Below are 20,457 nucleotides of genomic sequence, written 5' to 3'. Positions count from 1 at the left end.
TTCATAAATTATGTTTATTACATTTGCTCTTAGCCAAAATCTTTCTACATTTTAATAACTCTCTCAATAAGATTTTCTTATATAAAAATCCCTACAAACACTGTAGGGATTTATGTCTAAATCATTTTGTTACACTCTATTTCATATAATAATAGTTTCTTTATTCAGATGCATTCATAAGCACAATTCTCCAACCATCTGGATCCTCTATTGTGGTTCCTTTCTCTATCCAATACGGGTTTTCTGGTTCCACCTCATGATAGCCCATATTACTTAATCGATTCACTATCTTTTCAATTTCACCTTTATTAGGCATATAAAAAACTAGTAAATTATCTTTTGTCGGTGCCGGACATGGACTTCCATTAACATGTGTAGTAAACTCCAAATGATATTCTTCATCTGGTAAACCAAACATAACCCCGTCATATCCTTCATGATTGTGAAATTCCCCTATACGTTTTAATCCTAATCCTGTTTCATAAAAACTTATCACTTCTTCAAATCTATCTGTTGGTCTTGCAATTCTAAATTGAACCCAATTCTTCATGCAAATCTCCTCCTTTTCATTTTCCAAAGCTTTATAGTAATTAGTATAGGTTACATATATTCCCTTTAACATCCCTCATTAGTGTGAGCTTCCTAAGTTGAAAGACCTATAAGTTAATAAACAATAGGACTTTCGTATAAAATTCATATAAAATTAGTTATATAAATGTAGAGATGAAATACAAGCTATTACGTATGAAATAGTTCTCCTTGCAGGGCCTTTATATACCGATCAGCAGATCTTTGTACAGCTTTATTTGCATCTTCCACCACACCATGAAATGCATTATATAGTCGACTAAATTGGATATCTTTTACTTTCTCTGCCATATCTCTAACTTTATTCGCTGGTAATGGAATAAGATTGGGATAACTATACATAAAACTTACCCATTTTTGATCCGAAACTACTTGTATAATATCACCTGATAACAAAATACCTTTCCCTTCATTACCGTCTTTCCAATGTATAACAGTCCCGCCCTTAAAATGGCCTCCTAAGCGATGTAATATAAGTTCTTCCGATAACAAAAGATGCTCCCCAGACCAAAATTTAATTTGCTTACTCGGACGAACCACCCACTCTTTATCATCTTCATGAATATAAATAGGTACATTGAATGTTTCTGCCCATTTAACTTGTGTAGAATAATAATGTGGATGAGAAAGTGCTATTGCTTGAATACCACCTAAATCATATATACGTTGTATCGTTTTATCATCTAAATAACTAATGCAATCCCACATAACATTTAGAGTTTTACTTTGTATTAAAAATGCTGTTTGTCCAATCGCAAATTTAGGTTTAGTAGTAATGCTATACAAACCGCTTTCTTCTTTTATTATTTCGTTTTTGTATAAATTGCTATTTTGCATTGTTTCTAATGTTGTCCATGACTGCCCAATTGGATTAACATATTGTCTTTCCTCATTACAAATTTTACAACGAGAAGGTGCTTCTTCATTTTCGGGATACTGTACTCCACATGTAGTACAAATATAATTATTCATATTCCCACTCCTTTTTTTATGTAATTATTTCTTTACCAATATTTTAATAAAAAACAAAAATATTCGAATCAATAATTGGAACGAAAATGAAGTGATACGAAAGTATGATTAGTCTCCTTTCGTTTTAAGACTTTAGTCTAATTCCTATAAATTTTTTTATTTCCTACTTCCAAGAAAATAGAGTTTTAATTTTATTAAAACTTTCTAATATATTTAATCCTTTAATCGTTAAAAGAAGGAGCAAATCTTCATAAAATAAACGAATAAATTAATAGTTTTTGTCAAAATTTTAACACAACAATACTTACTAACACACATCAGGGGGATATTAGGCTTAAATTAAGGAAAGATTTTAATAAAAAGCATTATAATGCTTTATGAAGGAATTACTGCATTAGGTGCTATTATGTTGTACGAGGTATTTAATATAGAAGTTTGTTGATAGAAATATCGGATCAATTAAATTTGATGATTGAAGAGTTTGTAACGAGAGATGAATATTGATTTCAAGCTTCATTTTAGGGGAAATAAACATCACAAACTACATGAATTAAAAATTAGCCTTAAAGCAAAAGTCATATCCATGAAATGTTTAAATTCATATACAATTTTATACAACCACTTTTTTATAAAGCAAGAAAAGTGGTTGTATGTTTTAAAAAGTATTTTTTGTTACAAAATCATGCTACACATTTCATTAAACTACAACTACTCATTTTCTTTTTTCTTCTTTTGTTCCTCAGATGGCTCTTCTGTTGGATCTGGTTCTTGCTCATCCTTTTTGTTTAATTCATTATTTTTTTCCTCCTGTCTTTGTTCAGAAGGTTCCTCCGTTGGATCTGGCTCCTTTTCATCTTTTGGAGCTGGATTACAGCCAATTAATAATCCTACTGTAAATATGCTTGTCATTAATATTGAAAGCATTTTTTTATAATTCAATTAAAGCACCTCCTAAAATTAATATCCCTTGTATTGTTTCCAATTCACCATTCAATTTATCCAATCATTTGTGATGTTTCTTCCAAAATGACATTCCTTTAAAATCTTGCATACTTTTTGCCAAACTTTTTTACACTTGTAAAAAAGTTTTTTTGCATTTCCCTACCTATAATTGCTAATATAGTAGAGTAGAACTTTTATAGAGAGAAGGAAAATTATGCACAATGGAATTCGAATGACAACTTTGGTAAAAAGGGCTATGTTGGTTTGTGCGGGGGTATTATTTACATACGAAGCCGCTTTAGGATCAGTACATACTGCTTTAGCTAGTACAGAGGATGAAGCAAAATCTGTTCAACTTGTAAGTGAGATTCAAACATCTCTTGCTCCGAAAGAGGCTCCAAAGCATTATAACGGACAAGTTAGAAAAGTCGCTTACTTAACATTTGATGACGGTCCCGGAAAATACACAGCTGAGCTTTTAGATATGTTAAAGAAAGAAAATGCAAAAGTAACATTCTTCCTAATTGGTTCAAACGTAAAAGCTTTCCCTGATCTTGTAAAACGCGAAGATGCTGAAGGCCACTACGTTGGGATGCACAGTATGACTCATAACTACAAGAAACTTTACACTGAAGGTCATTATGTAGATGAAATGAAGGAAGATCAAGGCTTAATCGCTGGTGTTTTAGGTAAATCACCAGTATTAACTCGCCCATCTTACGGATCAATGCCAGGATTAAACGAAGCTCTTCGCAACAAAGTTGTAGAAAATGGCTTAAAGGTTTGGGATTGGACAATTGATTCTTTAGACTGGAAATATAACAAAATGCAAGTTGATGCTGCATCTGCTAAAATTGTAGAGAACGTACTACATGGTGCTACAAATCCAACAGAAGTTATCCTTATGCATGATATTCATCCACAATCGGTAAAAGCAGTACCTGGAATTATTAAAGGACTGAAAGAAAAAGGATATGAATTAGAAGCATATAATGAGAACGAACACTTCCCATTAAACTTCTGGCATGATAATCGTATGTAATGAAAAGACTTGATTCCCTCTAGTAGGTTATCAAGTCTTTTTTATCGTTTTGGGAAATTTCTTTGTTGCTCTTCAATAAAAAGAATAATCTTTTCTCTGTCCTCTTGTGTAATACTTATAGAAAATTCGTACTCCTCTTCCTTACACCATGAAGGGGTAAGTTCCTGAGATAATCGGACTACAATTTGAAACTCATCTTCATTTTCCCCCATTAATTCAAACGCTATATTAGGCTCTATGAAATCTAGTTCGGTATATGTAGGATTCGGTAATGATTGAAACCATTTTTTCATACGCTGTAAGTCGAACGTTTGTAGAAAAGGATCCATCGTTTCAAAAACTTTATTTCCTTCTGACAGTTTCGCTTTTACTATTAGCCAATTTCTATCACACTCCTCTTTTGCATCTTTAAATTGGTATTTCACCACCTCTAAATGTAATACTATTTTTTTATTTTGAAAATTCATAAATTCCTCCTCTTCTTGCTATAAAACTTTTACTTTATAAATTTGAAATTTATACGCCTTTCTTAACTTGTAAGACACTTTCTATCTCCCATTAATTTCAACTCTTAGATATAATGATTTTTATTTACTAATACATATGACTGATTTTAACATATCATCCTTTATACATTAAATAAATTTGATTTGCAATATAATCTGAACTAAAGTGAAGTCCATTCCTTATCCACCACATGATAATCCCTACCAAAGAGGCTGTTTTAATATCAACTGCAACGTAATCATCAGGTAAATTCTTTTTCGTATTCTCTCTTCTCGTTTCTATTAATTGCTTTAAAAATAAAAACAATTGCTCCTCAAATTGATTCATTTTAAATAATATAAATAAAAAATTTCGGTGAATACATAAATAATCTAGCAATTGTGTTAGCTTTTGTTTTTCTGATAAATCTTTTGCATGTATTAAATCAACAATTTTATTTGAATGCTCATTTAAAATTTCGCTAGTGATTTGGTCTAGTAAATCTTGAATATCTTGATAATGCAAATAAAATGTTGTTCGATTTAACCCTGCTTTTGTTGCGATTTTCTGAACCGTTAAGCTTGAAATAGTAGGATTCGCCAATTAGCAGGTGCTATTGGAACAGCAGTTATTATCACGGTGTATACAATTCAATCCACTTCACACATTTCACAGTTATCTAGTGAGAATGGAAATATATCAGCTATGCAAGTAACAAACTTATCTTCTATCTATAGCTCAAGTGATGCGTACGTATTTATGTTAGTCTTATCTATTGTGGCTTTAATTATTGCATGTTTCACGCCTAAAAAAGTAATAATCAAAGATACGAAAGTAAATCTTCAAACAAAAAATGATAATTAAAAATTAAGCACTTAAAAGATGGTTCCAGAATTGTACCGTATCCATCTTTTTAAGTGTTTATGCACCATAATTATAATCCTTAATTACTATTTGAAGAGATTGTATTTTAATAAATAATCCTTAGAATTCTTAATACGGAATAGCTTATAAGTACATATTAATTATAAGGAGTGATATATTTATGGATTTTCTTTCACCTGAATATTTGTCTGCTTTATTAGCAATTATCGTAATCGATTTAGTGTTAGCCGGAGATAACGCCATTGTAATTGGATTAGCAGCAAGACGATTACCGAAAGATCAACAAAAGAAAGTTATCATTTGGGGAACCGTTGGAGCAATTGCTATAAGAGCTCTTGCTACTTTAGTTGTCGTTTGGTTATTAAAAATACCAGGATTACTTTTAATTGGTGGTGTACTTCTTATATGGATTGCTTACAAATTAATTGCTGAAGGCAAAGACCATGATATTAAGGCAGAAGAAGGATTTTGGTCTGCTATTAAAACCATTATCATTGCTGATGCGTTAATGGGTATTGATAATGTACTCGCTGTTGCAGGAGCTGCGCATGGTAACTTTTCTTTAGTAATCATCGGGCTATTAGTTTCTATTCCTGTAGTCGTATGGGGCAGTACATTGATTTTAAAATGGGTAGATCGTTTTCCTGTCATCATTACGATTGGAGCAGCGGTTTTAGCTTATACTGCTGCAAAAATGATTGTAGATGAGAAATGGTTCGCTGGATTTTTCGAAAGTAACCCTTTCATTAAATGGGCATTTATCATTATGATCATTGTTGGTGTAGTGTTCTTCGGAAAAGCAAAACAAAAAGCAACAGCTAGTTCTGTCTAATAATGATGGTATATTTACAAATAAAAAGCGCTATTCATATGAATAGCGCTTTTTATTATTTAGCTTCCCCTTCCGGAGACGTTTTTACCTTCGTTTTGTTTTTATCACGATTGTTATAGTTATACTTCGAACGATCTACTGGAGTGAATCCTTCCGGTGTGTAGAATCGTAATAAGTCACCATTTACGACTTGGTCAGAGTATTTTAGTGAGTTTTGAACCATTTGTTCATTTTTCTTTATTTCATCTGTAAATTCTACAGGTTTTCCAGTTGTTGTATCATAGTATTTGCCGTTTAGTGCAGTAACAGTTGGGCTTACGTAGTTACCGTTACGGAACGCAACGACTTGTTTATGCTCTGGTGATAATAAATCTGAACCGAATTGAACATAGTTTTTCGTATCTGTACCTAGTAAGTGTAATAACGTAGGAAGAACGTCAATTTCACCGCCATATTGATGTTGTACGCCACCTTTCACTCCTGGTACACGAACGATTAAAGGCACACGTTGTAACTGTGCATTTTCAAATGAGTTCATTTCTTTACCCATTACTTTTGACATTGCTGCGTTATGATTATCTGAAATACCGTAATGGTCTCCGTACATAACGATAATTGAGTTATCATATAAACCAGATTGTTTCAAGTAATCGATGAAGCCTTTTACAGATTCATCTAAATAGCGTGCTGTTTGGAAGTACGTATCTACTGATGAATCACCTGTTGTTGCTGGTTCAATCGTTGCTTCTGCCTTATCAATTGGATAAGGGAAATGGTTCGATAACGTAATAAACTTCGTATAGAACGGTTGTTTCAACGTTTGTAATAACGGAATAGATTCATTAAAGAACGGTTTATCTTTTAATCCGTAGTTTACTACGTCTTTTTCATTCATATCGTAGTATGACGCATCAAAGAATTTATTAAAACCAAATGATTTATAAATATCGTCACGGTTCCAGAATGTTTTGTAGTTACCGTGGAATACTGCTGATGTGTATCCTTGTTGTCCTAAAATAGCTGGTGCTGATTGATACGTATTATGAGATTTCGTTGTAAAGACAGAACCTTGCGGTAAACCAAACATTGAATTCTCTAACATAAACTCCGCATCAGATGTTTTCCCTTGTCCTGTTTGATGGAAGAAGTTATCAAAGTATAGCGTATTCGCATCTTTTGTAAATGAGTTTAAGAACGGTGTAACTTCTTGACCATTTAATTTGTAATCAATTAAGAAGTTTTGGAATGACTCTAAATGAATATAAATTACGTTCATTCCCTTTCCTTTACCGAAATACTCAGGATTTGGACTTGCATAAGTTGATGTTAAATAATTTCTTACTTCTGTCATATTATCCCCATCAGCTAATGCTCGTTCTGTTGATGCTTTCGCACTTTGAATACCATCGTAAATTGTGTAGTTGTATGCCCCTAAATATTTCACAATATAATTTCTATCGAATGTTCTTGTTAATAATTCAGGACGGTCAGACTCTGCAAGACCTAAATTAACACTGAATAATAAAATACCTGCTACAAATACTAGAGATACTTTATGCTTCGCAACACGAATTGGTTTTGGATTTGCAAATTTTGTTGCAACTAACACAATTAATATAATCGTGTCTAAGAAGTATAGTGGATCATAAAGATGTAGCAACGCAAGAATACTACCACCTAAATCTCCAAAGTTATTCGTTTGTGTTAATGTTGGGAACGTAATAAAGTCACTGAAAAAGCGATAGTAAACTACGTTTGCATATAAAAGAATCGACAATAACAAGTTGATAACAATTAACCAAATATAAGATCGCTTCCCTTTTGCAAATAATGCAAGTCCTAAAAATAGAACTGCTGAACTAAGCGGGTTAAAAAACAGCAAGAATTTTTGGATTGTGTTTGAAATTCCTAAATTAAATTCCGTTACATAGGCTGCATACGTTTTGAGCCACAATAAAATAACGGCAAACAGAAAGAATCCAAAATGATTGCTTAACACACTTTTGCTCTTTAATAAGAACTGTTTCATTTCTCCACCTCTTTTGATCATCCAAGGCTTATTTTTTATAAGTCTGTCTCTCTATTCGATTTTTCTTCTTCAAATAGATTTTTTTATTTAACTATATGAAGAATATTAGTAATTATAATTTGAAGCTTGTATTTATTCAACTATTTCTTTTTAAACATTTTGACCTTGGTTTCTATTTAATAAAATAAATTTGTAACATTTCCTGTTTTCTCCCAAGATTCATCCACTAATTATGACATCCCATACTATATACCTTTATAAACTCATTCGCAAACTATTCTATCCCCAATTTTGGTACATATTTCACATGACAAAATAATGTTATTTAATTATATTGCTCACCTTACATTCCCCTGCTTCAACTAAATCTTAAAGTCATTACATCTCTTCCATACATGAAAAATCCTCATGTTCACTAATATTATATTTGAATAATTATTCATTTGCCCCCACCAATGGTGTTATGTTTTCTCGACAAAAAAACTCGCTCTAAAAAGAGCGAGTTTTTTCATTATATATTATTGACCTTTGTACATTGCATCTACTTGTTTTTGAAGTTCTTCATTTTCTAAGTACTCATCGTAAGTTGCTTCTTTATCGATTACACCGTTTGGCGTTACTTCGATAATGCGGTTTGCAATTGTTTGTACGAACTGATGGTCATGAGATGTGAATAACATTGTACCTTTGAAAGCAATTAAACCGTTGTTTAATGCAGTGATAGACTCAAGGTCTAAGTGGTTCGTTGGATCGTCAAGTGTGATTACGTTCGCACCACTTAACATCATTTTAGATAACATACAACGAACTTTTTCGCCTCCAGATAATACAGAAACGTTCTTCTTAACTTCTTCACCTGAGAATAACATACGGCCTAAGAAACCACGTAAGAAGCTTTCTGACTCATCTTGTGGAGAGAATTGGCGTAACCAATCAACTAAGTTATAGTCACTGTTCTCAAAGTATTTAGAGTTATCTCTTGGGAAGTAAGATTGAGATGTTGTGACACCCCATTTGAATGAACCGCTATCTGGCTCCATTTCACCCATAAGGATTTTAAATAATGTTGTCATCGCGATATCGTTACGACCGATAAATGCAACTTTATCACCTTTATTTAAAGTGAAGTACACATTATCTAACACTTTTTCGCCATCAATTGTTTTAGAAAGGCCTTCAACAGTTAATAAGTCATTTCCTATTTCACGCTCAGGTGTGAAGCCAACGAATGGGTAACGACGTGATGATGGTCTAATATCATCTAATGTAATTTTATCTAATAATTTTTTACGAGAAGTTGCTTGTTTCGCTTTAGATGCGTTTGAGCTAAAGCGTGCAATGAAGTTTTGTAACTCTTTTACTTTCTCTTCTTTTTTCTTATTAGCATCTTGTGTTAATTTTAAAGCTAATTGGCTTGACTCATACCAGAAGTCATAGTTACCAACATAAAGTTGAATTTTACCGAAATCAAGATCAGCCATGTGCGTACATACTTTATTTAAGAAGTGACGGTCATGGGATACAACGATTACTGTATTTTCAAAGTTCATTAAGAAGTTTTCTAACCATTGAATCGCTTTTAAGTCCAAGTGGTTGGTAGGCTCATCTAGTAATAGAATATCAGGTTTACCGAATAATGCTTGAGCAAGTAATACTTTTACTTTCTCTGCACCAGTCAATTCTGATAATTTTTTGTCATGAAGATCTTCACCAATACCAAGACCTTTTAGAAGGATTGCAGCTTCTGACTCAGCTTCCCAACCGTTAAGCTCAGCGAACTCACCTTCAAGTTCTGCAGCACGCATTCCATCTTCATCACTAAAGTCTTCTTTCATGTAAATAGCATTTTTCTCTTGCATTACTTTGTAAAGTTGCGTGTGACCCATAATTACTGTTTCTAATACTGGGAACTCTTCATATTCGAAGTGGTTCTGTTTTAATACTGCTAGACGCTCACCTGGCGTAATATGTATATCACCTGTTGATGGTTCAATTTCTCCAGATAAAATCTTTAGAAATGTTGATTTACCAGCACCGTTTGCTCCGATTAAACCGTAGCAGTTACCTGGCGTGAATTTTATGTTAACATCTTCAAATAATTTGCGATCCGCGAAACGCAAACTAACGTTACTTACTGTAATCATTTGTGTCCTCCTACTAATACCGCTTATTTCAGCGTTTTCTCACCGATTGTCTTAAAAAATCGCATATTACGACTCAATTATTGTAGACTATAGCTATTATATAGTAGAAGCTGGATGAATAGCAACGGTTGATTACCTTTCTATAATGAAATCGGATAGTTTTTATCCATTCCCCTAGCTATTGTATGTATATCATTGACCTCTTTCTCATATAACCATTCACTTCTCATTCTGTAATACATTGGATTCATTTTTCATTCAAAATTTTATATATAGAAAAACTGTAGAGAAATCATCCCCTACAGTCTTCACTTATTTCGTATTTATTATCTTTTCTTTATAACTCTTCAATTTACTCGTTAACCCCATTAAAGCAGGTAACAATATCGGCATCACGATTAAAGCTAATAGTAATAGTGCAACGCCAACAACTGATGCTACTTGTATAAGTGTTAATACACCTGAAGGGATTAATGCTGCAAATGTCCCTACTAAAATTAGCGCCGCTGATAATACAACTCCTCCTATATGACGAGATGCAGTTATAATTTTCGTTACCGAATCCCCTTCTACCTCGTTATAGCGCATCATTACGAAAATACTATAATCCACTCCTAAAGCGACAATCATAATGAAGCTAAAGAATGGAACATTCCAGCTTAATAACTCTACATGTAATACATGTGCACTAATTTGTTCGCTTATACCAAGCGATGCAAAGTACGCTAATAGTAATGAGCCAATAATAAATATTGTATTTAATAATGAACGTGTAATTACAAGTAATACAATCGCAATTCCAATTAACATAATCGTAGCTGTACGTAAGAAATCTTGCCCCGTTACTTCTTTTAAATCAACGTTTCTAGCTGTTGTTCCGCCAATTGCTGTTTTCGCATCCTTTAATTCCGTTCCCTTTACAGTGCCCTCGATTGTTTTATTGATTTCTTGAATAATCGGCATTGCTTCTTTTGAATACGGATTTACATCTAAAATGATGGTCATTTTAGCAATCTTTCTATCTTGTGACATGTACGTGTTCAATGCTTTTTGGAAATCGTCTCCCTCTAACACTTCTTTTGGAATATAAAACTTCTCAGAGCTTTTCGATTCATTGAGCTCCCCTAAATATTTCTGCGCGTCATGCAGGCCATTGCTTACTTTTCCAAGCCCTTCTGTACTTTTAGATAAACCAGATTGTAATTGCCCCATCTTTTCCTGCAGGTCTTTAAGGCCCGTTAAAAGTTGCCCTTGCCCATCGTTTATTTTCGTTAATCCAGATTGTAACTCAGCTGATTTATTCGCAATTTGTTTTGAACCTGCAGAACCTTCATTTAATCCATTTTTAAGATCGGCTGCTCCCTTTTGTAACTTATTAATTCCATTGTTCATTTCTTTTAAGCCGTTATCCACTTTCAGTAACGATTGATTCGCTTCTTTAAATGAACTCATCGCTGCTTTATGCTGCGTTGCTAATTGATTTAATTCTTTTGAAAGTACATTTAATTGTTTTTGAGCTTCTTTAGCAATCCCTATCGTTTGTTGTATGTTTGAATCATTCGCTAGTTCTGGTTTCGTTTGAACGAAATTGGTCATTAACATTTCAATTTGTTCATATCCCTTTTTCGCACCATCAATTGCTTGAGAAATGCTTCCGAAGTACTGATTGTAAGAGCTTAAACCTTTTTCTAACTGTGCATAGCCAGCATGCAGCTGCGACGTTGCATTAGATAGAACATTTATATTTTCGTTTACTGAAGCTAAGCCACTCTCAATTTGCTGTGCCCCTTGTGCACCGTCGTTTATGCCATTTGATAATTGATGTAAAGCTGTTCCTAATGCTGATACCCCGTTTTTCGCCTCGTTCGTTCCATCAATTAATTTTTGAACATTCGCAAGACTATTTGAATCATTACTTCCCATTTTATTTTTCGCATCCGTTAATCCATCATTAATTTCCTTTATGCCACCATCGGCATCTCCTAATCCTGTATTCAATTCTCCCGCTTGCTTATTTAAATATAATTCTTTTATCCTTTCCCCAGTTGGACGTGTTGGTGCATATACTTCTGATACACCTTTAACTTTCAAAATTTTATCAGTTAATTCGTCTAAAATTTGTAGAGAGGTTCCTTCATCCAGCTTTTTATCAGATTGAATGACTAATGTACTCGGTGAAGAGAAACCAGGCGGAAAATGATCCTCTATTACGTTAATACCCATCTTTGATTCATACTTATTATCTACTTCAAATAAATCATTGTAATTTAGTGTATTAGAGTATTTTAATATGAAAGGAATCGATATTACAAATACGATGATTAAAGCGACAAATGGCCTTACTACTGAGTTTTTCGCAAGAAATCCCCATAAGCGACTATCCTCATGACCGTTAAATGTTTTAACTGGATAAAACATTCCTTTTCCTAAAAGCACCATGAAAAATGGATTTAAAGTCGTTAATACGAGTAGTAATACTAAAACACCAATTGCTACCGCTGAAGTAGATTGATATAATTTAAAATTTGCTAACGCAAGTGATGCAAAACCAATTAGCACCGCTATACCGCTATATAATACGGTTTTACCTGCCGATTTAAATGTTTCTTTCGTGGCCCAAAATGCATTTTCTTGTTTACTTAATTCTTCTTTAAACCTCGTATATAATAAAATATTATAATCTGTTCCTACTCCAAAGAGGACGACGACTACGAACACTTGTGTAAAGTTTGAAAATGGGAAATTAAATTGATCTACAAGCTGAGCAATAATCCCCATTGAAACTAAATACGACACACCGACTGTAAGAAGAGAAACAATCGGAACAACTGGTGAACGAAATACGAGGATTAATACTACAAGAATGAAAATGATTGAAATAACTTCTGTCTTTTTCACTCCCTCTTGAGAGGATTTAAGAAAATCACCCGCTATTAAGTCACTTCCTGTTAAATACGTTTTTACTCCTTTCGTTTGCACCTTTTCATGCAGATTATTTGAAACCCTTGATATTTCACCATGTTTTTTATCTATCGATATTTGCGTTAAAATAGTCGTATTATCTTTAGAAACTAATTGTTTCTCCAAGTCTTTATTATCTAAATGCGAAACAACTTCCTTAATTCCTAATTGCACTTTTTCATTTTGCAGGGCGTTGATCGTTTTTGTTATTTCCTTCTTTTGTTCATCTGTTAAAGCTGCCTTATTGCCACTATTAAAAACGGCTATAATTTCATACTTTTCAACCCCTTCTTTATCCATCTCTTTAATCATCTTGTCAGCAATGCTGCTTTGTTCTGTATTAGGGATTGTAATTTTCCCTTTTTCCTTCACTAATTTATCCATATTAGGCATCGTTACGACCATTGTAATAGTAATAACTATCCATAATAGAAAAGATAAACTTCTCCAACTTTTTAACTTGCTCATTTGAATCATCTCCCATTATAAAATTCACATGTGGAATGAATATTCATTCCTAATCTTTTGAAAACACTTTCCGGAATGAACGTTCATTCCTATCATTCTATTAATTTATTAATTAACTTTATTAAACTAGGTGAATCGGAATGAATATTCATTCCTTTAGTTATAAAGAGTTATCATCTCCTGTTATTCTTTTTCATACCTCTCTCGGAATGAATGTTCATTCCTATCCTTATAACGCTATAGAATCAAATGATTCTAATAGCATTCCAACAACTTTCTTCCAATTCCTTTACCAATTCATCTGTATATTCTAACTGCCCTGTTTCCATTACTTTAATTAATTTTTCAATTGGTTGATATACAATAATAATTAAAGCAATTGGTGGTAATGGACGAAGCAAACCTTTTTCGATTCCATCTTCAATCAAGTTCATGAAGAAACCCATGAAGTCCTCGAATATTTCATTGCTATGTTCATCTAGAAAATAACTATCACAGTGAGAATTTGTAAAAAGAAAAGCATCTGCATTTTGTCTCGCAAATTCAAATAAACGGTTGTATGTATGGCTAAACTGTTCACGAATATTTGCATCGACCGGGAAATCATTTTTTATTAATTCTGATAGTTGTAAAACACTTTTCGTAAATAAAGAATTAACAAGCGCTTCTTTATTTTCAAAATAACGGTAGATCGTACCTGCGCCTACTTTTGCTTTTTCAGCAATCATCGGAATTGTTGTACCATCATAACCTCGTTCTGCAAAAAGTTGTATTGCAGCATCAAAAATATCCTCTTGTTTGTTTTTAGCCATTTTTCCACCTCAATTTCCAGGAATGAAAATTCATTCCGTTTTTAATTATAAATTACATGAATTAAAAGTCAAGTGCGTGACAAAGTATAGCTGTGATTTTTTATCCCTTATTTGTGAATGTAATTATACGAGCGACTTTCTGGATATATTGGCGCAACTCTAATTATATCAGCGATTTTCATGATATATTGACTTACCGACAAAAATTCACAATATAAGAGGAAGCTATCCCGAAATTCCACTTAGGATAGCCCACCTTCATACATACAAATTAAAAGAAATCATAAATAAATGGCTTACGCACTGGTACTAGATTCTCAATTGACCGTATTGCCTCGTCACTTCCACTAATTAATTCAAGTTCATTTAGTTCTAATGGGCGTTTATAACCAAACATTATTGCCGATAGTGCATTAATATCCAGTTTTATTCCTTTTTCCGTTGTTTCTTCTACAATTGTTATTTCATGATTCGCAAGCCTCACTGATACGTTGTTCCACGGAGCAAATGCGTCTGTAATGTGTAGAATCACTTCTTGCTGTACATTGTTCCAGCTCAACTCATATTGTTTTAAGAACTGCTCTACATCTACAATTCTTCCCATAAAATATGGTTTTATTTCTGTCTTCACGCGTGGCTCTTGCAATGAATATAGCAACGGTTCGTTTTCACTTACTGTCATTTCAAGTTCTTTAATCATAGAATCATGCTGGCAAATAAAGTTCCACAGACCATTTCGTGCTTCATTATGCAGTGGTACAAATTCTTCTACTGTCATTTTATAGTTTTCTATTTTGTATAACATGTAACCGGCTGCCTTTTTATTTTCATCATAGTAAATCGCTAATGTTAAATCATCATAAACCGCTTGAAACCACCAGTTCTTCTCTCGAACTAACATACCTGAAAAACGTTCTGCAAATACTTCATAGAGCTTCTCGACTTCTTCTGGATGATTTTCTTTATTGAAACGTTTCACAGTGCCATTTACTTGTTTTTTCATCACTAAATCGCTCTTAGTCATATGACATGTGACTAAATTCGCACAAAGTTCCCAGCCGTATTTACGGTAAAATGAAACCGCAAATGGATGTAACATAGAGACTGTATAGCCATCTTTTTTCATCGTTTGAAGTGAATATTGAAGTAGCTCTTTTACATACCCACTTCTTCTGTACTCTGGATACGTCGCTACTCCTGCAACGCCACCCATTTTAAATTTTTCTTTACCTATGTAAATATGAAACGGAATAAGATGTAGTTTTGCTGCTAAGTCTTCCCCTTCCATAATGCCGTATATTTTATGACTTTCCTTCATCTTTGTAAGTTGCTGCTGTAATCGTTCCTCATCTACTTTATATTGAAAAGCGTATTCTGATAAACGTAATGCTTCTCTGAACTTATCTTCTTTTAATTGTATGACATTCATATAATTCTCCTCCATTCCCCGTTTGAATTGTATCACAATTCTTACTTTTGTAGTTCGGTAAGTGAAATTAGAAAGACGTTTTAACAAAAAAAGCAGATACATCACGTATCTGCTTTCCATCCTTATTATTTAGCTAACTTTTGAAGTTCATCAAAGAATGTAGGATATGATACACCTACTGCTTCTGCATCTTCAATAATTGTTTTTCCTTCTGCCAGGCAGCCAGCAATCGCAAGCATCATTCCGATGCGATGATCACCATAACTATTTACTGTATTGCCTTTTAGAGCTGATTTTCCGTAAATGATCATGCCGTCATCAGTTGCTTCTATGCGAGCTCCTAGTTTCGTTAACTCAGCAACGACTGTATCAATACGATTTGTTTCTTTTACTTTTAATTCGTGTGCATCTTTAATTACTGTAATTCCTTCCGCTTGCGTTGCCGCTAATGCGATTACAGGAATCTCATCGATTAATCTAGGGATAATATCTCCGCCAATTTCAATTCCTTTTAATGAAGATGTTTCAATTGTAATATTTGCAGCTGGTTCTGATGCCCCTTCGTTAATTAGATCTACAGTGAACGTAGCACCCATTTTCTCTAAAACATCAATAATACCTGTACGAGTTGGATTCATTCCTACATTTTGTAATACTAGTTTACTATTTGGGATGATTGCACCTGCTACTAAGAAAAATGCTGCTGATGATACGTCACCTGGCACTTGAATGTTTGTTGCTGTTAATTTTTGTCCACCTGACAGCTTCACTGTCTTTCCTTCTCGAGTTACTTTAACACCAAATGCTTCAAGCATTCTTTCCGTATGATCGCGGGAAATATGTGGTTCTGTAACAGCTGTTACACCTTCTGCGCGAAGCCCTGCAAGTAAAATAGCTGACTTTACTTGTGCACTTGCAACAGGAGAAATATATTCAATTGCTTTTAAATCTCCACCACGTATTGTTAGCGGTGTAAATGTTCCTTCTTCTCTGCCGTCAATGTTTGCACCCATTTGTTTTAATGGGTTTGTTACACGCTTCATCGGTCTTTTTGCGATAGATTCATCACCTTGTACGCAAGAGAAAAATGGTGTGTTAGCTAATATACCTGACATTAATCGAATTGTTGTACCAGAATTACCAACATCTAATACAGCTTTCGGTTCTTGTAAACCTTCTAATCCTTTACCAACTACAGTAACTTCATCACCGTTTTGCGTAATTTCTACTCCCATTTCTTTAAAACATGAAATAGTACTTAAACAGTCTGCACCGGACAAGAAACCTTTAATTGTTGTTTTCCCTTCTGCAATCGAACCGAACATAACAGCACGGTGTGAAATGGATTTATCACCTGGGATTGTAATATTGCCATTCAATCCGTTATTAACAGGTTGTATTGTTCTTTCTTTCACGTTTTTCACCTTCTCATTTAAATTGTTTCATAAGTTTGGTATTCTTCTTCTCCAAGCGCTAGCTTTGCTTTCATACGATCTTCTTCCCTTTGGAAGCTAATACGTAATACCCCAAGCAGTCCTTCACGCGCTTCTAATATTTGCAAGTTCGTAATACTAATTTCCTCGCGCGCTAAAATACTCGTAATATGAGCCAATGCCCCCACCTTATCTAATACATCAACGTATAAGTCGTGATAAGCAGGAATTGCACCACTCTTTCTTACTGGTAAAGAATCACGGTATTCTTTCGCATCTGCAAAATAGTTTTGAATCTCGCCTGCATCTCCAGTAGAAACTGTCTTATATAAACCTTCCATTTCAGAGATCCACTCTTTTAATAATACCATTAAATGCTCTCGATTTTGCTTTACAATATCACTCCACATTTTCGGACTACTAGATGCGATACGTGTAATGTCTTTGAAACCTCCAGCAGCTAGTTGATGAATGAGCGGATTATCTCCTGCATGCTTCTCAACTTGCTTTACTAAACCTGCTGCGATAAGATGCGGGAAATGACTAACGATCCCTGTTACATAATCATGTTCTTCTGTATTTAAAACAAGAAAATGTGATCCTGTTCCTTTTAACCATACTTTAAGGTCTTCCACTTGTTCATTTGGTACATGATTCATCGGTGTTAAAATGTAAAATGCATTTTCAAATAAATGCGCCTTTGCGCTTTCAACTCCCGTTTTATGAGAACCCGCCATCGGATGTCCCCCAATGAAAGAAACTTCCTTTGAAAATAAAGCTTCCGCTTCGTTCATAATAGACCCTTTTGTACTACCAACATCAGTCACTATAACATCTTCTCGTAAACGGAATGACGCAAGTTTGTGTAATAACTTCTTCGTTTCTTCAACTGGAGAAGCAAAAACAATTAAATGTGCCTCTTCACATGCATGTTGTAAATCAACTGCTATTTCATCTACTACGTGTAATTCTTTTGCACGCTCTACTTGCTCTTTAAATATATCATAACCTGTTATCATTACATCGTGCTCTTTCTTAATTGCTAATGCGAGAGAGCCTCCTATTAAACCTGTTCCAATTAATACTACCTTTTTACGCATTTGCCTCATCTCGAGACTTACTTTTTTTATTTTCAAAGTGTTGTTTTAACACTGAAATCACTCCTTCATTTTGCTCCCTTGTTCCAACTGTAATACGGACACCATTTGGGAATGGACGAATAATAAACCCTGCATGTGCGCAAGCTTCATAAATCTCTCCAGCATTATCTACCGGTAAGAAGATGAAATTAGTTTGTGACGAATAAAATGGTATACCGTTTTCCTTACAGAAACTCTCGTATTGCTGTAATCCTTCTGTATTCACGCGAACTATTTCTTTAATAAACTCGTCATCACTAAAAGCAATTGTAGCTGCTTTTTGCGCTAATGAAGATACGTTAAATGGTAAACGTACAACATTTAATTTCTCAATTAGCTCTTCCTGTCCGATCGCATATCCAACGCGGAAAGAAGCTAATCCGTATGCTTTAGAAAACGTTCTAAGTACAAGAATGTTTTTATGTTTTTCTAAAAGCGATAATGTCTCAGGGAAGTCTTTTGCTGTTACGTATTCATAGTACGCTTCATCAATGACAATTAACGTATTTTCACTAACGCCTTCAATAAATTGAGTTAATTTTTGCTCATTCACATATGTGCCCGTCGGGTTGTTCGGATTACAAATCCATACGATTTTCGTATTATTATTTACCGCTGACGAAATTTCGTCTAAATCGTATACACCTTTATTTAAAGGAATTTCTTTCACTTCACAGCCTTCAATAATCGCATGATGACGGTACTGCGGGAATGTTGCACCTGCTGTTACAATGTTATCTCCCGCTCGTAATACGGCGCGGCTTATTATTTGAATGATTTCATCTAAACCACTACCACAAAGTACTTGTTCCATTTGCACATGCAACTTATCTGCGATTGTTTGACGGAGCGTTGTAGCACCTCCGTCAGGATATAAAGAATGTTCCAACCAAGATTTTTGCAACTCTTCTAAAACTCTCGGTGAACAACCGAATGGATTTTCATTCGATGCTAATTTCACAAACGAATGATCTCCGTACACTTCTTTCATTTGTTCTGGTGATTTACCTGGTTTATATGGTTGTAATGATGATAGTTGATCCTTTACTTGCACGTTAAACCCACCTTTTTATTAAAATTCTTTTGCGTAGTTATTGTGTTGCATAATGTTTTGTTTTAATAATTCCATACGATCTTTTCCGAATTGTTCGACTAGTGCATCTGCAAGTTCCCATGCCACAACAGATTCAGCTACTACACCCGCTGCTGGTACTGCGCAACTATCAGATCTTTCAATACTCGCTTGGAATTCTTCTTTCGTATCAATATCAACGCTTGCTAACGGTTTGTATAAAGTAGGAATTGGCTTCATAACGCCTCTTACGACAATTGGCATACCTGTTGTCATACCGCCTTCTAAACCGCCGGCATTATTCGTTTTTCTCGTGTATCCTTTTTCTTTATCCCACAGAATTTCATCATGCACTTTGCTTCCAGGTTGTCGTGCCGCTTCAAAACCTACGCCAATTTCAGCACCTTTAAATGCATTTATACTCATAATTGCACCAGCAAGTTTTGCATCTAATTTACGATCGTAATGAACGTAACTACCAACGCCAATTGGCATACCTTCTGCAATGACTTCCACGATGCCACCGATTGAATCTCCACTACTTTTTGCGTTGTCAATCGCATTCATCATTTCTTGCTCTACTTCTTTATCTAAACATCGAACTGGTGAGTTTTCAGTAATTGTTTGAATTTCTTCAATTGATAAGTTTGAAATATGTTTTGCTTTTACTCCACCAATTTCAAGAACATGTCCTGCAATTTCCACGCCTAATTCGCTTAAAATTTGTTTTGCAACTGCACCAGCAGCTACACGAACTGTCGTTTCTCTTGCAGATGAGCGCTCTAATACGTTTCTTATATCACGATGACCATATTTAATTGCTCCATTTAAATCCGCATGTCCGGGACGTGGTTTTGTAATTGTACGTTTCATGTCTTTACTTTCTTTTTCCGAAATTGGCTCGGCACCCATTACTTTCGTCCAATGTTTGAAATCATCATTTTTTACGATTAACGTAATCGGTGATCCAAGTGTCATCCCGTGACGAACACCACTTACAATTTCAACTGTATCTGTTTCAATTTGCATGCGTCTTCCGCGTCCATGACCTTTTTGTCTTCTTAATAATTCTTTATTAATATGTTCCGCCGTAAGTGTCAAACCTGCTGGTACACCTTCTAAAATAACTGTTAACTGCGGTCCATGTGATTCTCCAGCTGTAATGTATCTCATTTCTCTTGCCCCTTTACTATTTTTTTGTACAAAAAAGTCCCTACTGAGCG

Annotated in this window: 16 protein-coding genes and 1 pseudogene; 3 read left to right on the top strand and 14 right to left on the bottom strand. The window is 34.3% G+C overall.

Annotated elements, in window-relative coordinates:
- Positions 1-160: 160 nt before the first annotated feature.
- The 3 genes from MHI28_RS02175 to MHI28_RS02165 all read right to left on the bottom strand — a co-directional run bounded on the left by MHI28_RS02175 (position 161) and on the right by MHI28_RS02165 (position 2,499).
- Positions 161-550, bottom strand: coding sequence for a VOC family protein (locus tag MHI28_RS02175; protein ID WP_000800678.1), 390 nt, complete (start codon positions 548-550; stop codon positions 161-163).
- A 188-nt stretch (positions 551-738) separates the two neighbouring features.
- Positions 739-1,560 carry a hypothetical protein gene (locus MHI28_RS02170; RefSeq protein ID WP_001067271.1) on the bottom strand — a complete coding sequence of 274 codons (822 nt, stop codon included), beginning with the start codon at positions 1,558-1,560 and terminating at the stop codon, positions 739-741.
- 708 nt (positions 1,561-2,268) lie between these two features.
- Entirely contained in the window at positions 2,269-2,499 is a 231-nt protein-coding gene (locus tag MHI28_RS02165) for a hypothetical protein (protein WP_001106986.1), read from the bottom strand.
- Between the two features lie 217 nt (positions 2,500-2,716).
- On the opposite strand from MHI28_RS02165, the gene MHI28_RS02160 reads away from it, so the two are divergent.
- Positions 2,717-3,544 carry a peptidoglycan-N-acetylglucosamine deacetylase gene (locus tag MHI28_RS02160; protein WP_000551450.1) on the top strand — a complete coding sequence of 276 codons (828 nt, stop codon included), beginning with the start codon at positions 2,717-2,719 and terminating at the stop codon, positions 3,542-3,544.
- Positions 3,545-3,585: 41 nt separating this feature from the next.
- Here the strand turns inward: MHI28_RS02160 and MHI28_RS02155 are convergent, their stop codons facing one another.
- Both MHI28_RS02155 and MHI28_RS02150 read right to left on the bottom strand, forming a co-directional pair.
- On the bottom strand, positions 3,586-4,011 hold the full coding sequence (locus MHI28_RS02155; RefSeq protein WP_001010973.1) for a WapI family immunity protein: 426 nt from the start codon (positions 4,009-4,011) through the stop codon (positions 3,586-3,588).
- Positions 4,012-4,165: 154 nt separating this feature from the next.
- Positions 4,166-4,627: pseudogene (locus MHI28_RS02150) on the bottom strand (TetR/AcrR family transcriptional regulator); the annotation flags it as partial.
- Between the two features lie 42 nt (positions 4,628-4,669).
- On the opposite strand from MHI28_RS02150, the gene MHI28_RS02145 reads away from it, so the two are divergent.
- Together MHI28_RS02145 and MHI28_RS02140 are read left to right on the top strand one after the other, a co-directional pair.
- Positions 4,670-4,894 (top strand): hypothetical protein, encoded by a 225-nt coding sequence (locus MHI28_RS02145; RefSeq protein WP_000288051.1) that lies wholly within the window; start codon positions 4,670-4,672, stop codon positions 4,892-4,894.
- Between the two features lie 181 nt (positions 4,895-5,075).
- Entirely contained in the window at positions 5,076-5,747 is a 672-nt protein-coding gene (locus MHI28_RS02140) for a TerC family protein (RefSeq protein WP_000346946.1), read from the top strand.
- Between the two features lie 55 nt (positions 5,748-5,802).
- Here MHI28_RS02140 and MHI28_RS02135 read toward each other — a convergent pair whose 3' ends face one another.
- The 9 genes from MHI28_RS02135 to aroC form a co-directional block, all read right to left on the bottom strand.
- Positions 5,803-7,776, bottom strand: a complete 1,974-nt coding sequence (locus tag MHI28_RS02135) for an LTA synthase family protein (protein ID WP_000808775.1) — start codon at positions 7,774-7,776, stop codon at positions 5,803-5,805.
- 518 nt (positions 7,777-8,294) lie between these two features.
- Entirely contained in the window at positions 8,295-9,920 is a 1,626-nt protein-coding gene (locus MHI28_RS02130) for an ABC-F family ATP-binding cassette domain-containing protein (protein WP_000633860.1), read from the bottom strand.
- Positions 9,921-10,232: 312 nt separating this feature from the next.
- Positions 10,233-13,349: an MMPL family transporter gene (locus MHI28_RS02125; RefSeq protein WP_340827582.1), complete on the bottom strand. Its 3,117-nt coding sequence runs from the start codon at positions 13,347-13,349 to the stop codon at positions 10,233-10,235.
- Between the two features lie 245 nt (positions 13,350-13,594).
- Positions 13,595-14,161, bottom strand: coding sequence for a TetR/AcrR family transcriptional regulator (locus MHI28_RS02120; protein WP_001107290.1), 567 nt, complete (start codon positions 14,159-14,161; stop codon positions 13,595-13,597).
- Positions 14,162-14,432: 271 nt separating this feature from the next.
- A complete protein-coding gene (locus tag MHI28_RS02115; protein ID WP_001100929.1) occupies positions 14,433-15,590 on the bottom strand; it encodes a GNAT family N-acetyltransferase in 1,158 nt (385 codons plus the stop codon).
- Positions 15,591-15,715: 125 nt separating this feature from the next.
- The gene (aroA, locus tag MHI28_RS02110) at positions 15,716-17,005 is read right to left on the bottom strand and encodes a 3-phosphoshikimate 1-carboxyvinyltransferase (RefSeq protein ID WP_000664637.1); all 1,290 of its coding nucleotides are present in this window, start codon (positions 17,003-17,005) and stop codon (positions 15,716-15,718) included.
- A 17-nt stretch (positions 17,006-17,022) separates the two neighbouring features.
- Positions 17,023-18,123 (bottom strand): prephenate dehydrogenase, encoded by a 1,101-nt coding sequence (gene tyrA, locus MHI28_RS02105; protein ID WP_001228126.1) that lies wholly within the window; start codon positions 18,121-18,123, stop codon positions 17,023-17,025.
- Entirely contained in the window at positions 18,116-19,216 is a 1,101-nt protein-coding gene (gene hisC, locus MHI28_RS02100; RefSeq protein ID WP_001197270.1) for a histidinol-phosphate transaminase, read from the bottom strand. Before hisC ends, tyrA begins: the two co-directional genes overlap by 8 nt.
- An 18-nt stretch (positions 19,217-19,234) precedes the next feature.
- A complete protein-coding gene (gene aroC, locus MHI28_RS02095; RefSeq protein ID WP_001269426.1) occupies positions 19,235-20,407 on the bottom strand; it encodes a chorismate synthase in 1,173 nt (390 codons plus the stop codon).
- Between the last annotated feature and the right edge of the window lie 50 nt (positions 20,408-20,457).

It is taken from the genome of Bacillus sp. FSL K6-0268, assembly GCF_038005425.1.
GTDB classification, from domain to species: domain Bacteria; phylum Bacillota; class Bacilli; order Bacillales; family Bacillaceae_G; genus Bacillus_A; species Bacillus_A thuringiensis_S.
Note: the sequence above shows the minus strand (reverse complement) of the source record. Positions and strands in the feature narration are given on the sequence as shown.

Excerpts from the sequence above, each read along its gene's own strand:
- MHI28_RS02175 (WP_000800678.1), bottom strand. The coding sequence starts at position 550 with ATGAAGAATTGGGTTCAATTTAGAATTGCAAGACCAACAGATAGATTT.
- MHI28_RS02170 (WP_001067271.1), bottom strand. The coding sequence starts at position 1,560 with ATGAATAATTATATTTGTACTACATGTGGAGTACAGTATCCCGAAAAT.
- MHI28_RS02160 (WP_000551450.1), top strand. The coding sequence starts at position 2,717 with ATGCACAATGGAATTCGAATGACAACTTTGGTAAAAAGGGCTATGTTG.
- MHI28_RS02155 (WP_001010973.1), bottom strand. The coding sequence starts at position 4,011 with ATGAATTTTCAAAATAAAAAAATAGTATTACATTTAGAGGTGGTGAAA.
- MHI28_RS02140 (WP_000346946.1), top strand. The coding sequence starts at position 5,076 with ATGGATTTTCTTTCACCTGAATATTTGTCTGCTTTATTAGCAATTATC.
- MHI28_RS02135 (WP_000808775.1), bottom strand. The coding sequence starts at position 7,776 with ATGAAACAGTTCTTATTAAAGAGCAAAAGTGTGTTAAGCAATCATTTT.
- MHI28_RS02130 (WP_000633860.1), bottom strand. The coding sequence starts at position 9,920 with ATGATTACAGTAAGTAACGTTAGTTTGCGTTTCGCGGATCGCAAATTA.
- MHI28_RS02125 (WP_340827582.1), bottom strand. The coding sequence starts at position 13,349 with ATGAGCAAGTTAAAAAGTTGGAGAAGTTTATCTTTTCTATTATGGATA.
- MHI28_RS02120 (WP_001107290.1), bottom strand. The coding sequence starts at position 14,161 with ATGGCTAAAAACAAACAAGAGGATATTTTTGATGCTGCAATACAACTT.
- MHI28_RS02115 (WP_001100929.1), bottom strand. The coding sequence starts at position 15,590 with ATGAATGTCATACAATTAAAAGAAGATAAGTTCAGAGAAGCATTACGT.
- tyrA (WP_001228126.1), bottom strand. The coding sequence starts at position 18,123 with ATGCGTAAAAAGGTAGTATTAATTGGAACAGGTTTAATAGGAGGCTCT.
- aroC (WP_001269426.1), bottom strand. The coding sequence starts at position 20,407 with ATGAGATACATTACAGCTGGAGAATCACATGGACCGCAGTTAACAGTT.